The organism is Streptomyces indicus, assembly GCF_900100315.1.
Classification (GTDB): Bacteria; Actinomycetota; Actinomycetes; order Streptomycetales; family Streptomycetaceae; genus Streptomyces; species Streptomyces indicus.
On sequence record NZ_FNFF01000005.1, the window covers coordinates 62271 to 83302 of the forward strand.

The 21032-nt window shown below is 71.2% G+C and carries 20 protein-coding genes; 13 read left to right on the forward strand and 7 right to left on the reverse strand.

Annotation, left to right across the window (positions count from 1 at the left end):
- On the reverse strand, positions 1 to 1221 hold the full coding sequence (locus BLT97_RS14800) for an LLM class flavin-dependent oxidoreductase (protein ID WP_093610134.1): 1221 nt from the start codon (positions 1219 to 1221) through the stop codon (positions 1 to 3).
- Positions 1222 to 1546: 325 nt separating this feature from the next.
- On the opposite strand from BLT97_RS14800, the gene BLT97_RS14805 reads away from it, so the two are divergent.
- The 5 genes from BLT97_RS14805 (at position 1547) to BLT97_RS14825 (ending at position 7293) form a co-directional block, all read left to right on the forward strand.
- Positions 1547 to 2191 (forward strand): CoA-transferase, encoded by a 645-nt coding sequence (locus tag BLT97_RS14805; protein ID WP_176953770.1) that lies wholly within the window; start codon positions 1547 to 1549, stop codon positions 2189 to 2191.
- Positions 2192 to 2193: 2 nt separating this feature from the next.
- Complete coding sequence (locus BLT97_RS14810) at positions 2194 to 3939, forward strand: cation:proton antiporter (protein ID WP_093610138.1); 1746 nt, start codon at positions 2194 to 2196, stop codon at positions 3937 to 3939.
- 70 nt (positions 3940 to 4009) lie between these two features.
- On the forward strand, positions 4010 to 4774 hold the full coding sequence (locus BLT97_RS14815) for a VOC family protein (RefSeq protein ID WP_093610140.1): 765 nt from the start codon (positions 4010 to 4012) through the stop codon (positions 4772 to 4774).
- An 83-nt stretch (positions 4775 to 4857) separates the two neighbouring features.
- Positions 4858 to 6273, forward strand: a complete 1416-nt coding sequence (locus BLT97_RS14820; protein ID WP_093610142.1) for a NarK family nitrate/nitrite MFS transporter — start codon at positions 4858 to 4860, stop codon at positions 6271 to 6273.
- Between the two features lie 72 nt (positions 6274 to 6345).
- Positions 6346 to 7293, forward strand: a complete 948-nt coding sequence (locus tag BLT97_RS14825) for an epimerase (protein WP_093610144.1) — start codon at positions 6346 to 6348, stop codon at positions 7291 to 7293.
- 55 nt (positions 7294 to 7348) lie between these two features.
- Here the strand turns inward: BLT97_RS14825 and BLT97_RS14830 are convergent, their stop codons facing one another.
- A complete protein-coding gene (locus BLT97_RS14830) occupies positions 7349 to 7942 on the reverse strand; it encodes an ATP-binding protein (RefSeq protein ID WP_143041335.1) in 594 nt (197 codons plus the stop codon).
- Positions 7943 to 8163: 221 nt separating this feature from the next.
- Between BLT97_RS14830 and BLT97_RS14835 the strand changes: the two genes are divergently transcribed.
- On the forward strand, positions 8164 to 8376 hold the full coding sequence (locus BLT97_RS14835; RefSeq protein ID WP_245769339.1) for a DUF397 domain-containing protein: 213 nt from the start codon (positions 8164 to 8166) through the stop codon (positions 8374 to 8376).
- Between the two features lie 149 nt (positions 8377 to 8525).
- Positions 8526 to 9146, forward strand: a complete 621-nt coding sequence (locus BLT97_RS14840) for a histidine phosphatase family protein (protein ID WP_093610150.1) — start codon at positions 8526 to 8528, stop codon at positions 9144 to 9146.
- A gap of 38 nt (positions 9147 to 9184) precedes the next feature.
- On the opposite strand, the gene BLT97_RS14845 is transcribed toward BLT97_RS14840, so the two are convergent.
- A complete protein-coding gene (locus tag BLT97_RS14845; protein WP_093610152.1) occupies positions 9185 to 10744 on the reverse strand; it encodes a class I adenylate-forming enzyme family protein in 1560 nt (519 codons plus the stop codon).
- A gap of 227 nt (positions 10745 to 10971) precedes the next feature.
- Here BLT97_RS14845 and BLT97_RS14850 point away from each other — a divergent pair, with 227 nt between their 5' ends.
- Positions 10972 to 11889 (forward strand): D-alanyl-D-alanine carboxypeptidase family protein, encoded by a 918-nt coding sequence (locus tag BLT97_RS14850; protein WP_093610154.1) that lies wholly within the window; start codon positions 10972 to 10974, stop codon positions 11887 to 11889.
- 15 nt (positions 11890 to 11904) lie between these two features.
- On the opposite strand, the gene BLT97_RS14855 is transcribed toward BLT97_RS14850, so the two are convergent.
- Entirely contained in the window at positions 11905 to 12480 is a 576-nt protein-coding gene (locus BLT97_RS14855; RefSeq protein WP_093610156.1) for a hypothetical protein, read from the reverse strand.
- Between the two features lie 316 nt (positions 12481 to 12796).
- Here BLT97_RS14855 and tdh point away from each other — a divergent pair, with 316 nt between their 5' ends.
- The 3 genes from tdh to BLT97_RS14870 all read left to right on the forward strand — a co-directional run bounded on the left by tdh (position 12797) and on the right by BLT97_RS14870 (position 16032).
- Complete coding sequence (gene tdh / locus BLT97_RS14860; RefSeq protein ID WP_093610158.1) at positions 12797 to 13825, forward strand: L-threonine 3-dehydrogenase; 1029 nt, start codon at positions 12797 to 12799, stop codon at positions 13823 to 13825.
- Positions 13826 to 13887: 62 nt separating this feature from the next.
- Positions 13888 to 15096: a glycine C-acetyltransferase gene (locus BLT97_RS14865; RefSeq protein ID WP_093610160.1), complete on the forward strand. Its 1209-nt coding sequence runs from the start codon at positions 13888 to 13890 to the stop codon at positions 15094 to 15096.
- 21 nt (positions 15097 to 15117) lie between these two features.
- On the forward strand, positions 15118 to 16032 hold the full coding sequence (locus tag BLT97_RS14870) for a LysR family transcriptional regulator (protein WP_093610162.1): 915 nt from the start codon (positions 15118 to 15120) through the stop codon (positions 16030 to 16032).
- Between the two features lie 7 nt (positions 16033 to 16039).
- On the opposite strand, the gene BLT97_RS14875 is transcribed toward BLT97_RS14870, so the two are convergent.
- The 3 genes from BLT97_RS14875 to BLT97_RS14880 all read right to left on the reverse strand — a co-directional run bounded on the left by BLT97_RS14875 (position 16040) and on the right by BLT97_RS14880 (position 17742).
- Entirely contained in the window at positions 16040 to 16528 is a 489-nt protein-coding gene (locus BLT97_RS14875; protein ID WP_093610164.1) for a hypothetical protein, read from the reverse strand.
- Between the two features lie 135 nt (positions 16529 to 16663).
- On the reverse strand, positions 16664 to 16801 hold the full coding sequence (locus BLT97_RS37865; protein WP_176953771.1) for a hypothetical protein: 138 nt from the start codon (positions 16799 to 16801) through the stop codon (positions 16664 to 16666).
- A complete protein-coding gene (locus tag BLT97_RS14880) occupies positions 16798 to 17742 on the reverse strand; it encodes a nucleoside hydrolase (RefSeq protein WP_093610166.1) in 945 nt (314 codons plus the stop codon). The genes BLT97_RS37865 and BLT97_RS14880 overlap by 4 nt, the downstream gene beginning before the upstream one ends.
- A 235-nt stretch (positions 17743 to 17977) precedes the next feature.
- On the opposite strand from BLT97_RS14880, the gene BLT97_RS14885 reads away from it, so the two are divergent.
- Entirely contained in the window at positions 17978 to 18913 is a 936-nt protein-coding gene (locus tag BLT97_RS14885) for a GNAT family N-acetyltransferase (RefSeq protein WP_093610168.1), read from the forward strand.
- Between the two features lie 91 nt (positions 18914 to 19004).
- Positions 19005 to 20957: a M13 family metallopeptidase gene (locus tag BLT97_RS14890; protein WP_093610170.1), complete on the forward strand. Its 1953-nt coding sequence runs from the start codon at positions 19005 to 19007 to the stop codon at positions 20955 to 20957.
- The last annotated feature ends 75 nt before the right edge of the window (positions 20958 to 21032 follow it).

Consider the following 21032-nt stretch of genomic DNA (forward strand, 5'->3'; position numbering starts at 1 on the left):
TCAGGACTCCAGCGGCAGGATCGCGCTCGGCGGCAGGACGGTGTGCTTGAGCTCGTCGGGCACCGGGTTGTTGTGCGAGGGGTACTTCGGCGCCCCCGCGTTGCGGCGGTAGACCGCCGTGGAGGGCTCCGGGTTGGTGTCGAACTGCGGGATCACCTTGTCGCCGAAGAGCTCGATCATCTCGAGGTGCTCCTCGAAGGTCATACCGCCCGTCATGCCGAACACCAGCTGGTCACAGCCCACTTGCTGGTACGCGGCCACCTGCTCGGCCACCTCGTCGGGCGTGCCGCAGAGCATCAGGCCGGCCTTGATGATCTCGTCGAGGATCTCGTCGCCGCCGAGCTCGCTGAACGCCACGGGCGGGGTGGGCCAGGTCCGCTCGTCCATCGACTTGGGCATGGTGTCGTGGTACAGGTTCACCAGCGTGATCAGGTATCCGAGACCGGCGTGCATGGCGATCTCGCGGGCCCGCTTGCGGTCGTTGAGGCAGATGACCGTGTTGGTCATCATCACGTTGTTGTTCTGGTAGTCGCCGAGTATCTCCTTCGGGTCGGCGGCCGCCTCCTTGTACTGGTCGATCCGGCCCTTGAGTTCGAAGATCGGCTCGAAGTTGAAGGCGATGGCGCCGATGCCGAGCGATCCGGCCTTGGCGAAGGAGGGCGGGTTGCCGCACGCCATCCAGATCGGCGGGTGCGAGTGCCCGTACGGCTTCGGCAGGATGTTGTGCGGGGTGGGCACCGTGAAGTGCTCGCCGTGGAACTCGTAGTCGTACTGCTCCCACATCCGCACGATCTCGCGCGCGACCTCGTCCCATTCGGCCTTGGTGGACGAGGGGTCCATGATGTTGAAGGACTTCAGCTCGTGGCTGCCCGCGCCACGGCCCGTCCCCCACTCGAAGCGGCCCTCGGTGATGTGGTCCAGCATCGCGGCGCGCTCGGCGTAGCGCACCGGGTGCTCCTTGCGCGGCGACAGGCTGTTGATGCCGGTGCCCAGGTGGATGCGTTCGGTCTTCGCGGCCACGTAGCCCATCGCGACCTCGGGGGCGGACATGTGGCTGTATTCGGTGAGTGAGTGGTGCTCACCGAACCACACATACTTCCAGTTGTGCTTGTCCGCCTTGATCGCGATCTCCAACTCCCGCATCAGGGCGAGGTGTTCCGACGGGCGGTGGTGGGCCGCCATGCCAGGGATGAACCCGTTGAGGAAGATTCCGAACTCCATGAGGAGCCCTCCCGAATCGATCACGCTCCACGGGCGGTGCCCGGGCGCTGCTGTTCGCTTAGGTCGTTGGCGCTCTGTTCGCTAGGTCGTCGGCGCTGTCCGCTGCTGCCGATCAAGCCGATCACTCCGGCTGGGCGGAGGATGCACCAGAAGCCTTCAAGGGGCCATGGGTAGGACAGATCGAAATACGAAATCAGCCGTGGTCTTGGCCACGTCGCGCCGCGGCCGGTCGTCCGACCCGCGCCGCTGGCCCATTCGTACGAACCCTCCGGCCGCCGCGGCACGCACGCCACGGCCACCTCGCGCGGGCACCGAGAATTCCGCCATGGACAAACTGGTCACCGCCTCCGCGGCCGTCTCGGACACCCCTTCGGGCAGCACCATCGTGCTGCCCGGCCCCGGCATTACGGGCTTTCCCGCGCTCCTCGTGGCGGCGCTGCGCGCGCTGCCGGCCGAGCGGTTCACCCTCGTGTGCCCCGGGCCGGAGGCGCTCGGGGACGGGGTGCGCGCGTGGCTCGCGAGCGGGCAGGTGGCCCGGCTGATCATCGACGAAGCCGGGCCGGAGGATGGCCGGATCGAGGGGGTGGAGACCGAGTACGTGGCACCCGCGCTCCTGGGACAGCGGCTGCAGGCCGCCGCCGCGGGCGCGGCCACCTTCCTCGCCCCCGTCGGCACCTACGCCCGTCCCGCCGCGGACGGGTCAGGGGCGATGTTCTTCGGCGGCGACGAGTTCGGGCCCGTGCCGGCGCTCGTCCCCGACCTCGCGCTGGTGCGTGCCGCACAGGGGGACGCGAAGGGCAACGCGGTGTTCGCCGACGCCCTACGGGAGCGGGCGCTCACCGCGGCCAAGGCCGCGCGGCGCACGCTGGCCGAGGTGGACGAGCTGCTGCCCGTGCTGCATCCGCGGCATGTGCAGCTGCCCGCCCGCTATGTCACTGCGGTGGTCGAAGCGGCGAAGGTGCGCGGCTGACCATGGAGTTCACCCTTGTCGCCGTGCTCGGCGTGATCAGCATCGTGGTGGTCGCGGCCTTCTCCGAACGGCTCGGGCTCGCCGCGCCGCTCAGCCTCGTGGTCGTCGGGATCGCGCTGAGCTTCATCCCCGGTGTGCCGCACCCGGAGATCGAGCCGGAGTGGATCCTCGCCGGCGTCCTGCCTCCCCTGCTGTACTCGGCCGCGGTCAACATGCCCGTGAGGGACTTCCGCCGCGACCTCAAGGCCATCAGCGGTCTCGCGGTGGTGCTGGTCGTCCTGTCCACGCTCGGTGCCGGGGCGCTCTTCCACTGGCTCCTGCCGGAGATCGGCTGGCCCGCGGCGTTCGCGCTCGGGGCCGTCATCAGCCCGACCGACGCGGTGGCCGCGACCTCGGTCGGCAAGAAGCTCGGGCTGCCGCACCGCCTCGTGACGGTGCTCGAAGGCGAGGGACTGGTCAACGACGCGTCCGCGCTCGTGCTGCTGCGTACGGCGGTGGCCGCCTTCGCGGGCTCGTTCTCGCTGTGGGCCACGATCGGCGAGTTCCTGTACGCGGTGGCCGTGGCGGTGGCCGTCGGACTCGTCGTCGGTCTCCTGAACGTCCGGGCCAGGGCGCAGCTCGACGACACGGTGCTCAACACCGCGATCTCGTTCGTGGTCCCCTTCCTCGCGTATCTGCCCGCCGAGGAGCTGCATGCCTCCGGGGTGCTGGCCGTCGTGATCGCCGGCCTGGTCACGGGGCATCAGAGTCCGCGCTTCCTGCGCGCCCAGGACCGTATCGCCGAATCGACCAACTGGCATACGGCGTCCTTCCTCCTGGAGAGCGGGATGTTCCTGCTCATGGGCCTGAGCGTGAAGACCCTCGTCGACGAGGTGCGCGGCGACGGTCTGAGCGTCGCGCGGGCGCTGACGATCGGCCTGGTCGCGGCCCTGTTCGTGATGGCCGCGCGGATGGTGTGGGTGGCGCCGATGGTGGCGCGGATGCGCCGTGACGTGGCCAAGGCCTCCCAGGGCAAGGAGAAGCTGGAGGCGATGCAGGAGCGCCTGCGCAACCCCGACGACGACCCGGAGTTCGCCGAGCGCCTCAGCGGCATCCCGCCGAAACGCCTCGAACGCTTCGAGCAGCGGATCACGCGCAAGTCCGCCGACCTCGAGTTCACGGTGAACGAGCACTTCGGCGGCCGTGGCGGGATCGTGCTCGGCTGGGCGGGGATGCGCGGCGCCATCACCGTCGCCGCCGCACAGACCCTGCCGGAGGACACCCCGGACCGCGCGCAGCTCATCCTGATCGCCTTCGTGGTGGCCGCCGTGACGCTGCTGCTGCAAGGGCTGACCCTGCCGATGGTGATCCGCAAGGTGGGTATCCCGCCGGACGACCCCCAGCGGCTGCGCGACGAAGGTGCGCGGCTCCTCACGGACCTCGTCCAGGCGGCGGGGGACGTGCTCGACGACCCGTCGCTCACCGACCACGAGGGCAGGCCGTACTCCGAACGCGTGGTGGGCCTCGTCCGCAGCGACGCCCGCGTGGACGTCCACCGCAGGCCCGAGGACAGTGCGCCGTCCGAGGACGTGTCCCAGGGCCGCGACCAGTTCCTGGAGCTGCGCCTGCGGGTGCTGCAGGCCATGAGCGACCGGCTGCTCGCGGCCCGTTCGTCCGGCACGTACAGCTCCGTCACGCTGGGGCAGGCGCAACACATGCTGGATGTGGACGCGGCACGGTTCGAGCAGTTGGTGGGCCAGGAGCGGTAGGCGCGCACCGAAGGTACGCAGGGCTGCCGCGGTCTCCCGCGGACGGGCCACGGCTGACAGGATGCCCGTCATGCAGCCTGTGCCCACGCCCGACGTCCAGCCTGTGCCCACGCCCGACGTCCTGGCCGCCATCGCCGACGACCTCGGCGACTGGCGCGTCCTCGCCCAGCCGCTCGCGGCCCGTTACGTGGCCAGGGACGCGGATGCTGCATACGCCGCGGAAGCGGGCGGGGGCGGGGACACGAGGGTCGCGAGCCGGGGCGGCGACCCGACCGTCGCCGCCGCCTTCGTCTCGGCCGTCGCGCAGGTGGCCGCGACCGCCGGGCACGCGGTGCCGGAGATCCGCCTCGCGGGCGGCGCCGTCGACCTGCTCCTCTATACGGTCGCGCCCGACGGCGGGCGCTGGATCATGCCGCGGGACCTCGAACTGGCCCGGCTCATCTCGGGACTTGCCGCGAAGTTCCAGCTGCGCGCGGTCCCCGCGGAGGTCACGCAGGTCGAACTCGCCCTCGATGCGGCCGACTTCAACGCCTCGGGTCCCTTCTGGTCCGCGCTGCTCACCGGCGACGCCTCGAATACGGTGCACGACTCGGTCTTCGATCCGGCGTGCCGGGTCCCCCCGCTCTGGTTCCAGGGCACCGACCCGCACGAGACGCCGCGCCAGCGCTGGCACCTTGACGTGTGGCTGGCACCCGAGGTGGTCGAGGCGCGCATCGCGGCGGCCGTGGCCGCGGGCGGCACGGTGGTGGACACCTCGGGTGCGCCCGCGTACACGGTGCTCGCGGACCCGGAGGACAACAAGGTCTGCGTGGCCTGCGCGACCGGCCGCTCCTGATCCCACCCGGCCCCGCACCGGCCGTCACCCGTTCGGCCGACACCACGCGCCTGCCGGAACAAACCCGCTCATACCGTGAAGAAATGAGCACGCCGAGCCCTGGCCAGGTCATCGAGGCCGACAGCTACAAGCCCGGGTCCACGATCAGCGACTGGCGTCCCGAGGACACCGGCTTCTGGGAGTCGACCGGCCGCAAGGTGGCCAACCGCAACCTGTGGATCTCGATCCCGGCACTGATGCTGGGCTTCGTCGTCTGGCAGGTCTGGTCCGTGACCGTGGTCAAGCTCAACGACGTGGGCTTCGGCTTCTCGAAGTCCCAGCTGTTCTGGCTGACCGCGATCCCCGGCATCACCGGCGGCACGTTCCGGATCCTGTACACGTTCATCGGGCCGATCTTCGGCGAGCGGAAGTTCACCGCCTTCTCGACGATCATCCTCGTCGTGCCGATGCTGTGGCTCGGCTTCGCACTCCAGGACACGGGAACCCCGTACTGGGAGCTGGCCCTGATCGCCGCGGTCTGCGGCATCGGCGGTGCCAACTTCGCCTCGTCGATGGCCAACATCGGCTTCTTCTTCCCGAAGAAGGAGAAGGGGTCCGCGAACGGCCTCAACGGCGGCCTCGGCAACCTCGGCGTCTCCATCGTGCAGCTGGTGGCCCCGCTGGTGATCACGGCCGCCGTGCTCGGCCCGCCCGCCGGCGGCCCGCAGCACGACAGCGCCAAGAACACCGACGTATGGCTGCAGAACGGCGCCTTCCTGTGGGTGCCGCTGCTGGTGATCATGGCGCTCATGGCGTGGTTCCTGATGAACGACCTCAAGGTCGCCGCGGCGCCGTTCAGCCAGCAGAAGATCATCTTCAAGCGCAAGCACAACTGGCTGATGACCTGGCTCTACGTCGGCACCTTCGGCTCGTTCATCGGCTTCGCCGCAGGCCTGCCGCTGCTGATCAAGGACAACTTCCAGGCGCAGGGCTACCAGGCCACGACGTACGCGTGGATCGGCCCGGCCATCGGCGCCCTGACCCGCTGGCTGGGCGGCTCGCTCTCCGACAAGGTGGGCGGCGCTCGCGTGACCATGCTGTCGTTCGTCGGCATGGCCGTCTCGCTGGTCGTGGTGATCTTCGCGCTGCCGCACAGCGGCGACCAGGGCAGCTTCTGGACCTTCTACATCGGCTTCCTGTGCGCGTTCTTCTTCTCGGGCATCGGCAACGGCTCGACCTTCCGCCAGATCCCGGTGATCTTCCGTGACTGGCACAGCAAGGGCGCCGAGGGCAAGGGCCCCGAGGCGCAGGCGGCGGCGCTCAAGCAGTCGGAGATGGAGGCGGGCGCGGTCACCGGCTTCTCCTCGGCAATCGCCGCGTACGGCTTCTTCTTCATCCCGGCGATGTTCGCCAACTTCCCGGTCACCAGCGCCCTGTGGTGCTTCATCGGGTTCTACGCGACCTGCCTCGCCGTGTGCTGGTGGTTCTACGCCCGCAAGGGCGCCGAGGCACCCAGCTGACGCGGGGCGCACCCCGGTTTTGAACGCGTTCAACCCCCTCGGTAGGCTCGGGCCGACACCGAGGGGGTTTTCATGCGCGTGGTGATTCCGGGCGGGACGGGGCAGGTCGGGGCCATGCTGCGGCGGGCACTCACGTCGGCGGGCCACGAGGTGGTCGTGCTCAGCCGGCGTCCGCACGGGCCGGGCGAGGTGGCCTGGGACGGCCGGACGGCGGGCCCGTGGACGAAGGAGATCGACGGCAGCGACGCCGTGGTCAACCTGGCGGGCCGCAGCGTCAGTTGCCGCTACACCGAGGCCAACCTGCGGGAGATGATGGACTCGCGGATCGACTCGGCGCGGGTGGTCGGCGAGGCGATCGCGGCCGCCGCACGGCCGCCGCGGGTCTGGCTCCAGATGAGCACCGCCACGATCTACGCGCACACCTTCGGCACCGCCCACGACGAGGCGCAGGGAGTCATCGGCGGCGGCGAACCGGAAGTGCCGGACTACTGGGCGTACAGCGTCGAGATCGCCCGGCGCTGGGAGCAGGTGCAGGACGAGGCGCCGATGCCGGGGACGCGGAAGGTGGCGCTGCGGGCGGCGATGGTGATGAGTCCGGATCGCGGCGGGGTGTTCTCGGTGCTCTCACGGATGGCGAGGCTCGGCATCGGCGGCCCGGTCGCGGGCGGTCGGCAGTACGTGTCGTGGATCCACGAGCACGACTTCGTACGGGCTGTGGAGTTCCTGATCGCGCGCGAGGACCTCGACGGACCGGTGAACCTCGCCTCGCCCGGGCCGCTCCCCCAGCGGGAGTTCATGCGCGGCCTGCGCCAGGCGTGGCGGGTGCCGGTGGGGCTGCCCGCGACGAAGGCCATGGCGGAGGCGGGTGCCTGGGTGCTGCGGTCCGACACGGAGCTGCTGCTCAAGAGCCGGCGGGTGCTGCCCGGACGGCTCCTGGAGGCCGGGTTCGCCTTCGAGCAGGGTGAATGGAACGGCGCGGCAGCCGAGTTGGTCGCGCGGGCGCGCGGATCCCGGGCCTGAACTCCGGGCGGGCCGCGCGCCCGCGACGCTCATCTCGCCGAAGGACCCCCGGAGTTCAGCCGCCCGCGGGCGCCGTCTCCGGGGGTCCGTCGACGCCCCAGGCGGGATCGGCGAGCACCAGCCGAGGAGCGGCGCTGCCGGTGAAGACCTCTATCTGGACGAGCAGCGGATCGAGCGCGGCGAGCGCCGGAGCAGCCGTACGGCGCCGCTCCCCCGTACCCGAGAACGCGGCCCAGACCGCCTTGCCGTCCGGCCCCGGAGCCGACCAGCCCCAGACGTCGGAGACCGCGTCGACCCGGCGCAGGCCGTAGGCCGGCCCGGGACGCGGCAGCGTGTCGGCCGGGTCGAAGACCGCGCACACCACATCGCCCCCGGAGCGCAGCAGGCAGAGGACGACCGGGCAGGGATACGCGGCGGGGTCCTCGGCGCGGACCGCGTGCGCGAAGGCGTTGGCGACGAGCTCGGCGGCCGCCGGCAGGATCCGGGGCGCCAGGGCCCTGCAACCCCAGCGCTCCAGCGTCGCGAGGACGAACTCCCAGGCCTCCTGGTCGCTTTCCGCCTCGCTCTGCAGCAACTGGCAGGCCGAATCCGCAGTTACGGCCCCACCCCATGGGTCGAGCAGCGCGGCTGGGTCCGCGGTCGTGGTCAACCTGGCCTCCTGAAGCGGCGGAATCGGCATCGGAGCAACGGCTCCCGGATGACATCCTGATGGTGTGAACTGACGGCTGCAAGCACATCTGCAAGTGCAGCCGTACGCACGTCTGCAAGTACGCCGCGCCGCAGGGCCGTTCGCGGCGACAGTGCAGGCAGGGGACAGGGGGACGCTTCATGGGTGCGCACCAGCGCGCGAAATTGGAATGTGACAACGGCATGCCCGCGGCTCAGATCGGGGATGTCCGCTGGCGCAAGAGCGGCCGGAGCAACCCCAACGGCGAGTGTGTGGAGCTCGCGGACCTGCCCGACGGCCGGGTCGCGATGCGCAACTCCCGGTTCCCCTGCGGCCCCGCCCTCGTCTATACGAAGGCGGAGATCGCCGCCTTCATCCAGGGCGCGAAGGACGGGGACTTCGACGATCTGGCGTGAGGTGCTGCGCCCCGGGGCGGCAGGCGCGAGGTCTACGGCCCGGGCGGCTGGCGCACGCGCAGACTGGGCGGATGGAACCGCAGGCCAGGAGCGCGCGTCCCCAGCCGTACCGTCCCCGTCCGGATCTTGGAGACAGGAGCACCGCACCGATGCCGGCCACGCGCTACCTCTACCTCGCCCGCCACGCCGAAGCCACCCCCGACGAGAGCGCCCTGAGCGCGGCCGGCCGGGAGCAGGCCAGGCTGCTCGGGGAGCGGCTGCGGGACAGGCCGCTGACGGCGGTCCACCACGGACCGCTGGCCCGGGCGGCCGAAACGGCCCGGCTGGTCCGCGAGCAGCTCGCGGCACCGGTGCAGCTCCGCACCTCGCCGGCCGCCGGCGACTACCTGCCGTATCTCCCCGAGCGCGAGGAACTCCCCGCCGAATCGGCCGACTTGTACCTGACGTGGCTGGAGCAGTTCTCCGCCGCCGAGCGCGAGGAGGGGCCGGGGCTCGCACAGGCGGCCCTGGCCTCCTTCACCGGTCACGTCGAGGGCGACGAGGACCGTCATGAGCTGGTCGTGACGCACAACTTCCTGACCGGCTGGCTCGTCCGGCACGCACTCGACGCCCCGGACTGGCGCTGGCTCGGCCTCAACCATGCGAACGCAGGACTCACCGTGATCCGTTACGCACCCGGACGCCCGGCCCAGCTGCTCTGCTACAACGACACCCGGCATCTGCCCGGTGAGCTGCGCTGGACGGGGTTTCCGGCGGAACAGCACATCTGACGGACGGCCCACGTGCCACTACGCACGCACCTGTGCCGCTACTCCCGCACCTGAGCCCGCAGGGCCTTCCGGTCGAGTTTGCCGACGCTCGTGACCGGAAGGCGGTCCAGGATGCGGATCTCCCGCGGGTACTTGTGCGCCGAGAGCTGCTCCTTGCCGTAGGCGAGCAACTCCTCGGTGCCGCACGCCTGGTCCGGGTGCAGCGCGACGAACGCGACCACCTCCTCGCCCAAGCGCGGGTCCGGGCGGCCGACCACGCCGGCCGCGGCGACTGCGGGGTGGCCGAGCAGTGCGTCCTCGACGTCGCGCGGGAACACGTTGAAGCCGCCGCGCAGGATCAGATCCTTCTTGCGGTCGATCAGATACAGGTAGCCGTCCTCGTCGAAGCGGCCGATGTCGCCCGTGTGCAGCCAGCCGCCGCCGAGGGCCTGCGCGGTGAGTTCGGGGGCGTTCCAGTAGCCGGCCATCACGCCTTGGGCGCGGACGCAGATCTCGCCCTCCGCGCCCGGCGGCAGCGCTTGGTCCTTGTCGTCGCGGATCTCGATCTCGTAGCCGGGCAGGGGTGTGCCCACCGATCCGGGGCGGTTGGCGCCGGGACGGGTGGTGGCGATGACGGAGCCGGATTCCGTGCATCCGTACCCCTCGAGGATCTCGCTGCTCGGCACGGCGCGCTGCCAGGCGGCACGGGTGTCGGGGGCGAGGGGTGCGGCGCCGCTGGAGACGTAGCGCATCTCGCTGAGATCGGCTTCGGCGAGGGGCTGTTCGAGCAGCATCTGGATCATGCTGGGCACGAGGGTGGTGCGCTGGACGCGGTGCTCCACCGCCAGCTTCAGCCACTGCGCGGGGTCGAACCACCGTTGCAGTACGGCGAGTTGCGGCTCCTCCGCGTGCCAGCCGATGAGCGTGACGATCAGTCCGTAGGCATGCAAGAGCGGCAGCGGCATGAGGGTGCGGTTGATGCCGTCGGTGAGTCCGGCGACCCGTGACGCGGTGTGCGCGGCGGCCGAGCAGGCGTACAGATTGCGATGACTGAGCATCACGCCCTTGGCCCGTCCCGTGGTGCCGCCCGTGTACATCAGGGCCGCGAGGTCCGCCCCGTCGCGGTCGGCGACGGCGCCGGGCGCGGCGGATTCGAGCTGCGCGTACGGGGTCACGGTGATACTGGGCGGCAACTGCGGCGCGGTGGGCGGCAGTTCGTCGACCACGACGACCTGCCGCAGGCCGGGGGCGTGCGGCGCCGCGGCGGCGACGGAAGCCATCAGGTCGGCCGTCGTGACCAGGACGCGCGCGCCGGAGTCGACCAGGATGTGCGCCAGCTCCGGCGGGCTCACCAGGAACATCACCGGGGTGACCACCGCGCCCGCCCGCCAGATCGCCTGGTAGGTGATGCCCACTTCGGGACAGTTGGCCATCAGGACGACCACCCGGTCTCCGGGACGCACCCCGAGCCCGGACAGTCCCGCGCCGACGCGCGTGGCACGGTGGTACAGCTCGCCGGAGCGATGACGCCGTCCGTCGTAGACCAGCGACTCGTGATCGCCCAGTCGTTCGTACGCGGATTCGGCGAGCCGTGCGAGATGGGCCTGGTCGATCGGCATCGGGGCACCTGCCTTGTCGTGGGCGGCGTGCGGGAGGGGCCGGGCTCGGGCGGTTCGCCGGGAGTATGGCGCCGGGCCGGGGCCCGGGCAATAGGTGCGACGTGCACTCACCGCCGCACGGCCGTCCGTCCGCCGAGGCCTCGCCCGACACGCCCGGTTCGGACGCGACACGCTCCGGTCGGACCACACCGCCGCGTTTTGATGATCATCACGCCTACGTTGGCCGAATGACCGTCAGAACGCTGCTCAAGCCCGCGCTGTGCGCCCTGCTCGCCCTCACGGCCGCCCTCACGCCCACGCTGCCCGCGCAGGCGGACACCTCGACCCCCGGCGACCGCCAGGCCGCGCCCCGGCTCCCCCGCCTGTCCGCCCGGGCCTGGGTGGTTGCGGACGCCGAGAGCGGACAGGTCCTCGCCGCGCACCGGCCGCATCAGCGCCTCGCACCGGCGAGCACGCTCAAGACCCTGTTCGCCCTCACGGTGCTGCCCCGTTTCGACAGCGGTACGCGGCACCGGGTCACGGCCAAGGACCTGGCCGGGATCGGCGCGGGCAGCAGCCGGGTGGGGGTGCGGATCGGCGGCACGTACCGCGTGGAGGACCTGTGGCGCGGCACGTTCCTGCGCTCGGGCAACGACGCGGTGCGCGTACTGGCCCGGATGAACGGCGGCTGGCGGCACACCGCGCGCCAGATGAACGCCAAGGCCCGCGCGCTCGGCGCCCGCAACACCCACGTGGTCTCGCCCGACGGGTACGACGCGAAGCGGCAGTTCTCCTCGGCGTACGACCTGACGCTCTTCGGCCGCGAGGGGCTGCGCGACCGCCGGTTCGTCTCCTACTGCCGCAGCCCGTACGGGTACTTCCCCACACCGAAGGGCTGGGTGCGGATCGAGAACACCAACCGGCTGCTCGCCGGCTCCCACGGACTGCGCCGCTACCCGGGCATCGTCGGGATCAAGTCCGGCTACACCACGAAGGCGGGCAACACCGTGATCGTCGCGGCGCAGCGCGGCGGGCGGACCATCGTCGCCACCGTGCTCAACCCGACTTCCGGGGCACGCAACGGCGTCTACAAAGAGGCCCGGGCGCTGCTCGACTGGGGCTTCGCGGCGCGGGGACGGGTCAAGCCGGTGGGGCGGCTGCCGTAAGCGAGGGGGACCACGCTAGGCGTGGCCGTCGCTCCGTCGGCGCGCCCAGTAGAGCGAGGCGCCGAGTGCGCCGGCCACGAGGGCGGCGCCGAGCCCGAGCTGGATCAGATCGGACTGGTCGAAGGTGCCGCCGGAGCCTGCCTTCACACCCTTGTGGACCGGGGAGTGCGTGCCCTGGTGCGTGGGCCAGACGGTGCCGCCGTCGTCCGCGATCTTCAGGGTCGCCTTCTTGGTCTGGGTCTTGCAGGTGAAGGTGACGTCGTACTCGGCGGCCGGCTTGGCGTCCGTGAACACCCACGCCTGTGCGGTCTTTCCCTCCTTCAGCTCGACCACGTCGAAGACACCGGCCTCCGCCTTCACGGTCCCCTCGCAGCCGGTGGACGTGAGAGTCACCGTGCCGCCCGGCTTGACCGTGGCCGGCGAGACGGAGACCTGCCAGCCCCAGGTGCCCCAGTCGTCCGCGGCGGCGGCCGGGCTCGCCCCGCCCAGCGCGAGCAGACAGCCGCCCGCGAGGAGCACCGCCGCCTTCCGGTGCATCGTCGCCCTCCGGTGCTTCGCCGTCGCCTTGCGGTGCTCCGCCGTCGCCTGCACCCGAACCACTCCCGTCCCGATTTCTTCGTTTTCTACGATTTGCCAGTTTTGCCGTCTCCCTTCGGGACCCTAGGGGCAAGCTCCGCCGGGCACCGCCCGGGCAGACCCGGACGTGTGCAGAACACGCCCGGTTGACGGTCCGTCGGCTCCGTTCGCACGGCCCGTGGGCTCCTCGCGTACGGGTCGCTCGAACCCGCTTGCGCCAGATGAAGCACTCCTGCGGGGTGGCTTAAGAAATCGTTGATGGACTCCGCCACCGCAGCGGGGCAGATTGAGGAGTGGCTCGTCATGATCACGAACTCAGGAGGCTCCCCCGGTGAAGGCACTCGTCAAGGACAAGGCGGAGCCCGGACTGTGGATGCGGGAGGTGCCCGAGCCGGTCATCGGCCACGGCGAGGTCCTCATCAAGGTCCTTCGCACCGGCATCTGCGGCACCGACCTGCACATCCGCAACTGGGACGGCTGGGCGCAGCACACCATCAGCACGCCGCTGGTGGTCGGGCACGAGTTCGTCGGCGAAGTCGTCGAGACCGGCCGTGACGTGCAGGACATCAACGTCGGGGACCGCGTGAGCGGCGAGGGCCACCTGGTGTGCGGCAAGTGCCGCAACTGCCTGGCCGGGCGCCGCCACCTGTGCCGCGCGACGGTCGGCCTGGGGGTCGGCCGGGACGGCGCGTTCGCCGAGTACGTGGCGCTGCCCGCCTCCAACGTGTGGGTGCACCGGGTCCCCGTGGACCTCGACGTCGCCGCGATCTTCGACCCGTTCGGCAACGCCGTGCACACCGCCCTGTCCTTCCCGCTGGTCGGCGAGGACGTCCTGATCACCGGCGCGGGCCCGATCGGCCTGATGGCCGCCGCCGTCGCGCAGCACGCCGGCGCCCGCAACGTCGTGATCACCGACGTGAGCGAGGAGCGCCTGGAGCTCGCCCGCAAGATCGGCGTCAGCCTCGCGCTCAACGTCGCGGAGTCCTCGATCGCCGACGGCCAGCGCACGCTCGGCCTGCGCGAGGGCTTCGACGTCGGTCTGGAGATGTCCGGCAACCCGCGCGCCATGCGGGACATGGTCGCCAACATGACCCACGGCGGAAAGATCGCCATGCTCGGCCTGCCCGCCGAGGAGTTCGCGGTGGACTGGGCGCGGATCGTCACCTCGATGATCACCATCAAGGGGATCTACGGCCGCGAGATGTTCGAGACCTGGTACGCGATGTCGGTGCTCCTGGAGCGCGGCCTCGACCTCGCGCCCGTGATCACCGGCCGCTACTCGCACACCGACTTCGAGGCCGCCTTCGACGACGCGGCGTCCGGCCGCGGCGGCAAGGTCATCCTCGACTGGACCGCCTGAGCCGCAGCTCCCGCTTCTCCCGCCTTCTTCCGAACGCCGCGACCCCCGAGAAGGAACCCCTCATGTTCGACTCCGTACGCGCAGAGCTCCAGCAGACCCTCGACGAGATCGAGGCGGCGGGCCTGCACAAGCCCGAGCGCGTGATCGGCACCCCGCAGTCCGCCACCGTCGACGTCACGGCCGGCGGCCGTCCCGGCGAGGTGCTGAACTTCTGCGCGAACAACTACCTCGGCCTCGCCGACCACCCCGAGGTGATCGCCGCCGCCCACGAGGCGCTCGACCGCTGGGGCTACGGCATGGCCTCGGTGCGCTTCATCTGCGGTACGCAGGAGGTGCACAAGGAGCTCGAGGCGCGCCTGTCCTCGTTCCTCGGCCAGGAGGACACGATCCTCTACTCCTCCTGCTTCGACGCCAACGGCGGCGTGTTCGAGACGATCCTCGGCCCCGAGGACGCGGTGATCTCCGACGCCCTCAACCACGCCTCGATCATCGACGGCATCCGTCTGTGCAAGGCCAAGCGCTTCCGCTACGCCAACCGCGACATGGCCGACCTGGAGCACCAGCTCAAGGAGGCCGCGGCGGCCGGCGCGCGGCGCAAGCTGATCGTCACCGACGGCGTCTTCTCCATGGACGGCTATGTCGCCCCGCTCCGGGAGATCTGCGACCTCGCCGAGCAGTACAACGCGATGGTGATGGTCGACGACTCCCACGCGGTCGGCTTCGTCGGCGCGGGCGGCCGCGGCACGCCGGAGCTGCACGGCGTCATGGACCGCGTCGACATCATCACGGGCACGCTCGGCAAGGCGCTCGGCGGTGCGTCCGGCGGCTACGTGGCCGCGCGCGCCGAGATCGTGGCGCTGCTGCGCCAGCGTTCGCGCCCGTACCTCTTCTCGAACTCCCTCGCCCCGGTGATCGCGGCCGCCTCCCTGAAGGTGCTCGACCTCCTGGAGTCGGCGGGCGACCTGCGCGAGCAGCTGAATGCGAACACCGCGCTGTTCCGCTCCCGTATGACCGAGGAAGGCTTCGAGATCCTGCCCGGCGACCACGCCATCGCGCCCGTCATGATCGGTGACGCGGCGAAGGCGGCGCGCATGGCGGAGCTGCTCCTGGAGCGCGGGGTGTACGTCATCGGCTTCTCGTACCCGGTGGTCCCGCAGGGCCAGGCCCGTATCCGGGTCCAGCTGTCGGCGGCGCACTCGACCGCGGATGTGAACCGTGCGGTGGACGCCTTCGTCGCCGCCCGTGCGGCCCTGGCGGAATCCGCGCGGTAAATCCTTGGCAGAATCGGCGGCGTGATCGACGCACGCCGGCTCCGCACGCTGCAGGCCGTGGCAGACCACCAGACGGTGACTGCCGCGGCCGCCGCGCTCTATCTGACCCCCTCCGCCGTCTCCCAGCAGATCGCCGCGCTGGAACAGGAGTTGGGGCACAAGGTCCTCGAACGGGACAAGCGCGGGATGCGGGTCACGGGCGTGGGCCAGATCCTGCTCCGCCACGCCAGCCAGGTGCTCGCCGAACTGGAACGGGCGGAGGCCGAGGTGGCCGCGTACACCTCCGGCGACGCGGGCGAGGTGACCGTCGCCTCCTTCGCCACCGGCATCGCGGTGGTCCTCGCGCCCGCCATCACCGACCTGAGCGCCGCCCACCCCGGCCTTCGCATCCAGGTGCGGGACGCCGAGGGCGACGAGAGTCTGCCGATGGTGCTCGACGGCCGCGCGGACGTGGCGGTCGCGGTCGAGTACCGGGGGGCGCCGAGCGCGGACGACCGCCTCACCCGCATCCCGCTGTACGCGGAGCCGTTCGACGCGGTCCTGCCCCTCGCCCATCCGCTCGCCTCGTCGGACACCGTGCCGGTGGCCGCGCTCGCCGACGAGCCGTGGATCGGCCCGTATCCCGGCAATCCCTGCCACGACGTGATGGTCCTGGCCTGCGAGTACGCGGGCTTCGAGCCGCGCCTGGAGCACTCGTCGGACGACTTCCGCGCGGTGGTCGCGCTGGCGGCGGCGGGCGCGGGCGTGGCCCTGGTGCCGCGCTCGGCCCTGCGCGACACGGATCTCTCGCATGCGGCGGTGCGGCCGGTGGAGGACGTGGTCGCGACCCGGCGCGTGTTCGCGGCGGTACGCCGCGGGGCGGAGGAGCATCCGCTGCTGCGGCCGGTGCTCGATGCGCTCCAGCGGGCCGCGGGGGCCGTTCCGCCCGCCGCGTGAGCGAGGCTCAGGTCCGGCGCGGCGTCCCGGCGCGGAGCCGGTCGATGGCGCGCAGCACCTCGGCGCGGTTGCCGGCCTTGGTCATCCAGCGGGGCAGCCGCGCCATGGCGGTCATCTTCTGACCCGTGTCGTACCAGGGCGCGCGCTCACGGAGGGTCGCGGCGACGAACTGCCGCAGGAGCGTGAGGTGTTCGTGGTGGTACGCCCAGACGTAGCCGTGGCGTGTCCGCGTGCACAGCCACAGCGGGAGCCCGAGCCAGGGGTCCGTCGGCTCGTACGCCGGGCCGTAGAAGCACAGGGTGCCGCCCGCGGTCGTCCGGCTCGCACCGCAGTGCAGGCAGCTGAGCCGGCGAGGCCCCCAGAGTCCGTGCTCGCCCGCAGCTCGGACCACCTGGGCCTGCCCCGCGCACACCGGACAGCGCACGAGAATGCTCCGCGCCACGTAGTCGTACTTCGTGGTGCGCGGATCGCGGAAGCGGCTCGGAGCGGTCGGCATCCGGCAAGTATGGGAGCGGACGCCGGTGCTCGTCATCTCCTTTCCGCCGCCTCTTCATGCACTTCACATCGAGTGAACCCTCACCCTCGACCCGACCTTGAGAGTCCGGGCCGCGCAGGGTCAGGCCGCACAGGGTCAGGCCAGGTTCGCCTCGTACGTCGTCGGGGTGTCCGGGGCCGCCAGGATCTCCTCGATCGCGGCCCGGTTCGCCCGTTGCAGAGCCGCCCACTCCTCGGGCAGCTGCCGGGCCGCCACAATGACGGGATGAGTCATGCCGGATCGGCGCCGAGGACGCGTACGGCGTCCACGATCAGATCCCAGAAGCGGTCCGCGTCCACTTCGGTGCCGACCTGCGCGTTGGGTGCGCGGCCGGTGACGTGGTGCAGGTCGACGACGGTGGCGCCGCGGGTGTGGGTGCCGGTGAGTTCGATCGCGACGTGCGCCGGTACGAGGGTGATGAGGCCGGGGTCGATGAGGTGGGCCACGGTCAGCGGGTCGTGCAGGGGTGCGCCGGGCAGGCCGAAAACCTCGCGGTAGCGGTCCGCGAAGAAGCCCAGCATCTCGGTGCAGACCGCGGCCAGCTCCGTGCCGAGAGCGGCGAACCGGGCGATCACGTCCCCGGTGGCGAGCACCTGGTGGCTGGCGTTGAGGCCCAGCATCGTCACCGGCAGCCCGCTGGAGAACACGAGGTCGGCGGCCTCGGGGTCGCAGTGGATGTTGAACTCGGCGGCGGGAGTGGTGTTCCCGCGGTCCGTGGAGCCGCCCATCAGGACGATCCGCGCGATGCGGTCCTTCAGTCGCGGATAGGCGAGGAGGAACGCGGCGATGTTGGTGAGCGGTCCGGTGGGGACCAGCGTCACGGGTTCGGGGTGGGCGAGCAGGGTGTCGCGGATGAGGGTGAGGGCGTCCCTCGGGTCGAGGGGCACGGTGGGGTCCTTGAACCCCGGTCCGTCGAGCCCCGACTCGCCGTGGATGGACGCGGCCACCCGTACCGGACCGTGCAGCGGCCGGTCCCGGCCCGCCGCGACCGGCACCCCGTCGATCCCGGCCACCGTGCAGACGCGGCGCGCGTTGAGGGTGGTCTTCTCCAGGGTCTGGTTGCCCGCGACGGTGGTCACGGCGAGCAGTTCGATCGCGGGGTGGGCGGCGGCGAGGAGGATGTTGAACGCGTCGTCGTGACCGGGGTCGCAGTCGAGGATCACGGGGATGGCCATACGGGGGTCCTCACTGTGGGCGGCAACGCCGGGCGACGGCACCGGTCGACGGCACCGGGCGGCGGTTTCCCGGCCAGCGTGGCGGGTGCGAGGGGCGGCATCAAGTACGGCCCGCCGGGCTGACGGGTCCTCATCTCCCCACCGCAGCACGGCTGTTTACAAGCGGGGTCGCGCATTGGTTCCATGATCCGGCTCGTGCCCCGCACCACCAGCACCCCGATGGGATCCGCCCGCCATGGACGTCCGTGTCGCTCTGCCGTCCGAACTGCCGCATCTGGTGACCCGCCCCGGCGAGGACGAGCGCAACGCATCGACCGCCGGTTATCTGACCGATCTGCTCGACAAGAAGTGCACCCGCCCGGAGTGGTGTCTCGTCGCCGACGACGGCAGCGGGAAGCCGGTCGGGTCCGCCGTGCTGTGGACGCTGCCCGGGCACGCCCTCCCGATGGCGCTCGTCCTGGCGGAGGCTCCCTGGCAGGAGCCCGGCCTGGAGACCGGGCAGCGCGTCCTGGCCGCGGCCCTCGACCTGGCCCGGTCCCTCGGCGCCACCGGGCTGGAGTACATGCTCGACTCCCCCGCCCAGCCCCCGCAGCACCAGGCGGACGCCGGCCGCCGGGCCGAGCTCCTGCGCCTCGCCGGGTTCGAGACCGTACGGGACGGCCGCCGCTTCCGGCGCTTCGCCGAGGGCGGCCTGCACGCGGCGCACGACGGTCTCGCCTGGTCCTCCCTTACGGAGACCGGCCGTGAGCCGTTCGTCGACCTGCTCGCCACCGCCCTGCCGACCAGCGCCGACACGCGCCTGGCCGCACTGGTCGTGGAGCACGGCGCCCGGGGTGCGGCCGAGCGGCTGCTCGCCGACATGGAGGAGCTCGCGTACGAGCCGCATTGGTGGGAGATCGGCCACGCCCCCGACGGCGGCGCGGCCGCGCTCAGCCTGCCCGCCCGCAACCCGGCCGCCGCGGTGATCGGCCTGGTGGCCGTGTCCCCGGCGTACCGCGGCAAGGGCTACGCCACGGCCGTGGTGGCCCGCGGCACCCGGGTGCTCCTGGACAGCGGCGCCGACGAGATCCGCGGGGACTGCGACGCGGCGAACGTCGCCATGGTCAAGGCGTTCGCCCGCGCGGGATACGAGAACTTCGCCGAGCGCCAGGAGTTTCTGCGCCGCCTGTGAGAAGAGGGACGGGCCCGCGCCCGCCGGGGATACCCGGCCCGCCCCCGAAAGCGGGCTGCTGTCCGGGGCACCCCTCGCATAGGCTGCACGGATGAGCATTCTGGACGATGCCCGCGCGGGCATGAACCCCGAGATCCGACCGCAGGACGACCTGTTCGGCCATGTGAACGGTGTATGGCTGGACACCGAGAAGATCCCCGACGACAGGTCCAGCTGGGGGCCCTTCGTCCAGCTCGTGGACGTCGCCGAGCAGCAGGTCAAGGACATCATTCAGGAGCTGGCCGAGCAGGGCGGCGACAATGCCGACGCCCGCCGGATCGCCGCGCTGTACGCCTCGTTCATGGATGAGGAGACCATCGCCGCCAAGGGGCTCGCCCCCGCGCAGCCGCTGCTCGACCAGGTGGCCGCGATCTCGGACACGCGCGAGCTCGCCGCGTTCCTCGGCCGCTTCGAGCGCGTCGGCGGGTCCGGTGTGTTCGGCGCGTACGTCGACACCGACGACAAGAACTCCGACCGCTACATCTTCAACATCCTCCAGGGCGGCCTCGGCCTGCCCGACGAGTCGTACTACCGCGAGGACAAGTTCGCGGAGATCCGCGAGAAGTACGTCGGCTACCTCACGGAGCTGCTCGGCCTCGCCGGTCACGCGACGCCCGCCGAGGCCGCGGCCTCGGTCCTCGACCTGGAGACGAAGCTGGCCGCCGGCCACTGGGAGCGGGCCGAGACCCGCGACGTCCAGAAGACGTACAACCTCAAGACGCTCGACGAACTGATCGCGCTCGCCCCGGAGTTCGACTGGCGCGGCTACATCGACGGGCTCGGCGGCAGCGACAAGACCATCGCCGAGACCTGCGTCCGCCAGCCCTCCTACCTCACGCACCTGTCGGGTCTGCTCACCGAGGTGGAGATCGGGCAGTGGCGCGACTGGGTGCTCGCCCGGGTCCTGCGCGCCTGCGCCCCGTATCTGACCGACGATTTCGTCAACAACAACTTCGAGTTCTACGGCCGCACCCTCAACGGCACGCCCGAGCTGCGCGCCCGCTGGAAGCGCGGGGTGTCCTTCGTCGAGGGCGCGGTGGGCGAGGCCGTCGGCAAGGAGTACGTGGCCCGGCACTTCCCGCCGTCGTCGAAGGCGATGATGGACGAGCTGGTGGCCAACCTGCTGGAGGCCTACCGGCAGTCCATCAGCCGGCTCGACTGGATGACGGACGAGACCAAGGAGCGGGCGTACGAGAAGCTCGCGACCTTCCGGCCGAAGATCGGCTACCCGGACAAGTTCCGCGACTACTCCAAGCTGGAGGTGTCCGCGGACGATCTGCTCGGCAACGCGCAGGCGGCCGCGGCCTTCGAGTCGGACCGCGAGCTCGGGAAGATCGGCTCGCCTGTGGACCGCGACGAGTGGTTCATGCTGCCGCAGACGGTCAACGCGTACTACAACCCGGGCACCAACGAGATCTGCTTCCCCGCGGGCATCCTGCAGAAGCCGTTCTTCTCCCCCGACGCCGACCCTGCCGAGAACTACGGCGGCATCGGCGCGGTCATCGGCCACGAGATCGGGCACGGCTTCGACGACCAGGGCGCGCAGTACGACGGCGCGGGCAATCTCAACGACTGGTGGACGGCGGACGACAAGACCGCCTTCGAGGCCAAGTCGCAGGCGCTGGTCAAGCAGTACAACGGGTTCTCGCCGCGCAACCTGCCGGGCGAGTTCGTCAACGGCCAGCTCACCGTGGGCGAGAACATCGGCGACCTCGGCGGCCTGACCATCGGTCACACCGCGTACAAGATCTCCCTCGACGGCGCGGACGTGCCGGTGAAGGACGGCCTGACGGGCTCGCAGCGGCTGTTCATGAACTGGGCGTTCTGCTGGCGCACCAAGCGCCGCAAGGAGCAGGAGCAGCAGTACCTGACGATCGACCCGCACTCGCCGCCGGAGTTCCGCGCGAACATCGTGCGCAACCTGGACGAGTTCCACGAGGCCTTCGGCACGGCCGAGGGCGACGGCCTGTGGCTGGACCCGGCGGAGCGCGTCCGGATCTGGTGAGGCGCGCCTGACACCTGGCGAAGCCCCGCCGCGCACCTCCGCGCGGCGGGGCTTTCGTGTTCGGTCCGCCGTGTC

Bases quoted from the DNA above. Each gene is read 5' to 3' on its own strand.
- BLT97_RS14880 (WP_093610166.1), bottom strand. From the start codon at position 17,742: ATGGCCATCCCCGTGATCCTCGACTGCGACCCCGGTCACGACGACGCG.
- BLT97_RS14865 (WP_093610160.1), top strand. From the start codon at position 13,888: ATGTTCGACTCCGTACGCGCAGAGCTCCAGCAGACCCTCGACGAGATC.
- BLT97_RS14805 (WP_176953770.1), top strand. From the start codon at position 1,547: ATGGACAAACTGGTCACCGCCTCCGCGGCCGTCTCGGACACCCCTTCG.
- BLT97_RS14845 (WP_093610152.1), bottom strand. From the start codon at position 10,744: ATGCCGATCGACCAGGCCCATCTCGCACGGCTCGCCGAATCCGCGTAC.
- BLT97_RS14875 (WP_093610164.1), bottom strand. From the start codon at position 16,528: ATGCCGACCGCTCCGAGCCGCTTCCGCGATCCGCGCACCACGAAGTAC.
- BLT97_RS14840 (WP_093610150.1), top strand. From the start codon at position 8,526: ATGCCGGCCACGCGCTACCTCTACCTCGCCCGCCACGCCGAAGCCACC.
- BLT97_RS14835 (WP_245769339.1), top strand. From the start codon at position 8,164: ATGCCCGCGGCTCAGATCGGGGATGTCCGCTGGCGCAAGAGCGGCCGG.
- BLT97_RS14825 (WP_093610144.1), top strand. From the start codon at position 6,346: ATGCGCGTGGTGATTCCGGGCGGGACGGGGCAGGTCGGGGCCATGCTG.
- BLT97_RS14885 (WP_093610168.1), top strand. From the start codon at position 17,978: ATGGACGTCCGTGTCGCTCTGCCGTCCGAACTGCCGCATCTGGTGACC.
- BLT97_RS14890 (WP_093610170.1), top strand. From the start codon at position 19,005: ATGAGCATTCTGGACGATGCCCGCGCGGGCATGAACCCCGAGATCCGA.
- BLT97_RS14815 (WP_093610140.1), top strand. From the start codon at position 4,010: ATGCAGCCTGTGCCCACGCCCGACGTCCAGCCTGTGCCCACGCCCGAC.
- BLT97_RS14800 (WP_093610134.1), bottom strand. From the start codon at position 1,221: ATGGAGTTCGGAATCTTCCTCAACGGGTTCATCCCTGGCATGGCGGCC.
- BLT97_RS37865 (WP_176953771.1), bottom strand. From the start codon at position 16,801: ATGACTCATCCCGTCATTGTGGCGGCCCGGCAGCTGCCCGAGGAGTGG.
- BLT97_RS14820 (WP_093610142.1), top strand. From the start codon at position 4,858: ATGAGCACGCCGAGCCCTGGCCAGGTCATCGAGGCCGACAGCTACAAG.
- BLT97_RS14810 (WP_093610138.1), top strand. From the start codon at position 2,194: ATGGAGTTCACCCTTGTCGCCGTGCTCGGCGTGATCAGCATCGTGGTG.
- BLT97_RS14850 (WP_093610154.1), top strand. From the start codon at position 10,972: ATGACCGTCAGAACGCTGCTCAAGCCCGCGCTGTGCGCCCTGCTCGCC.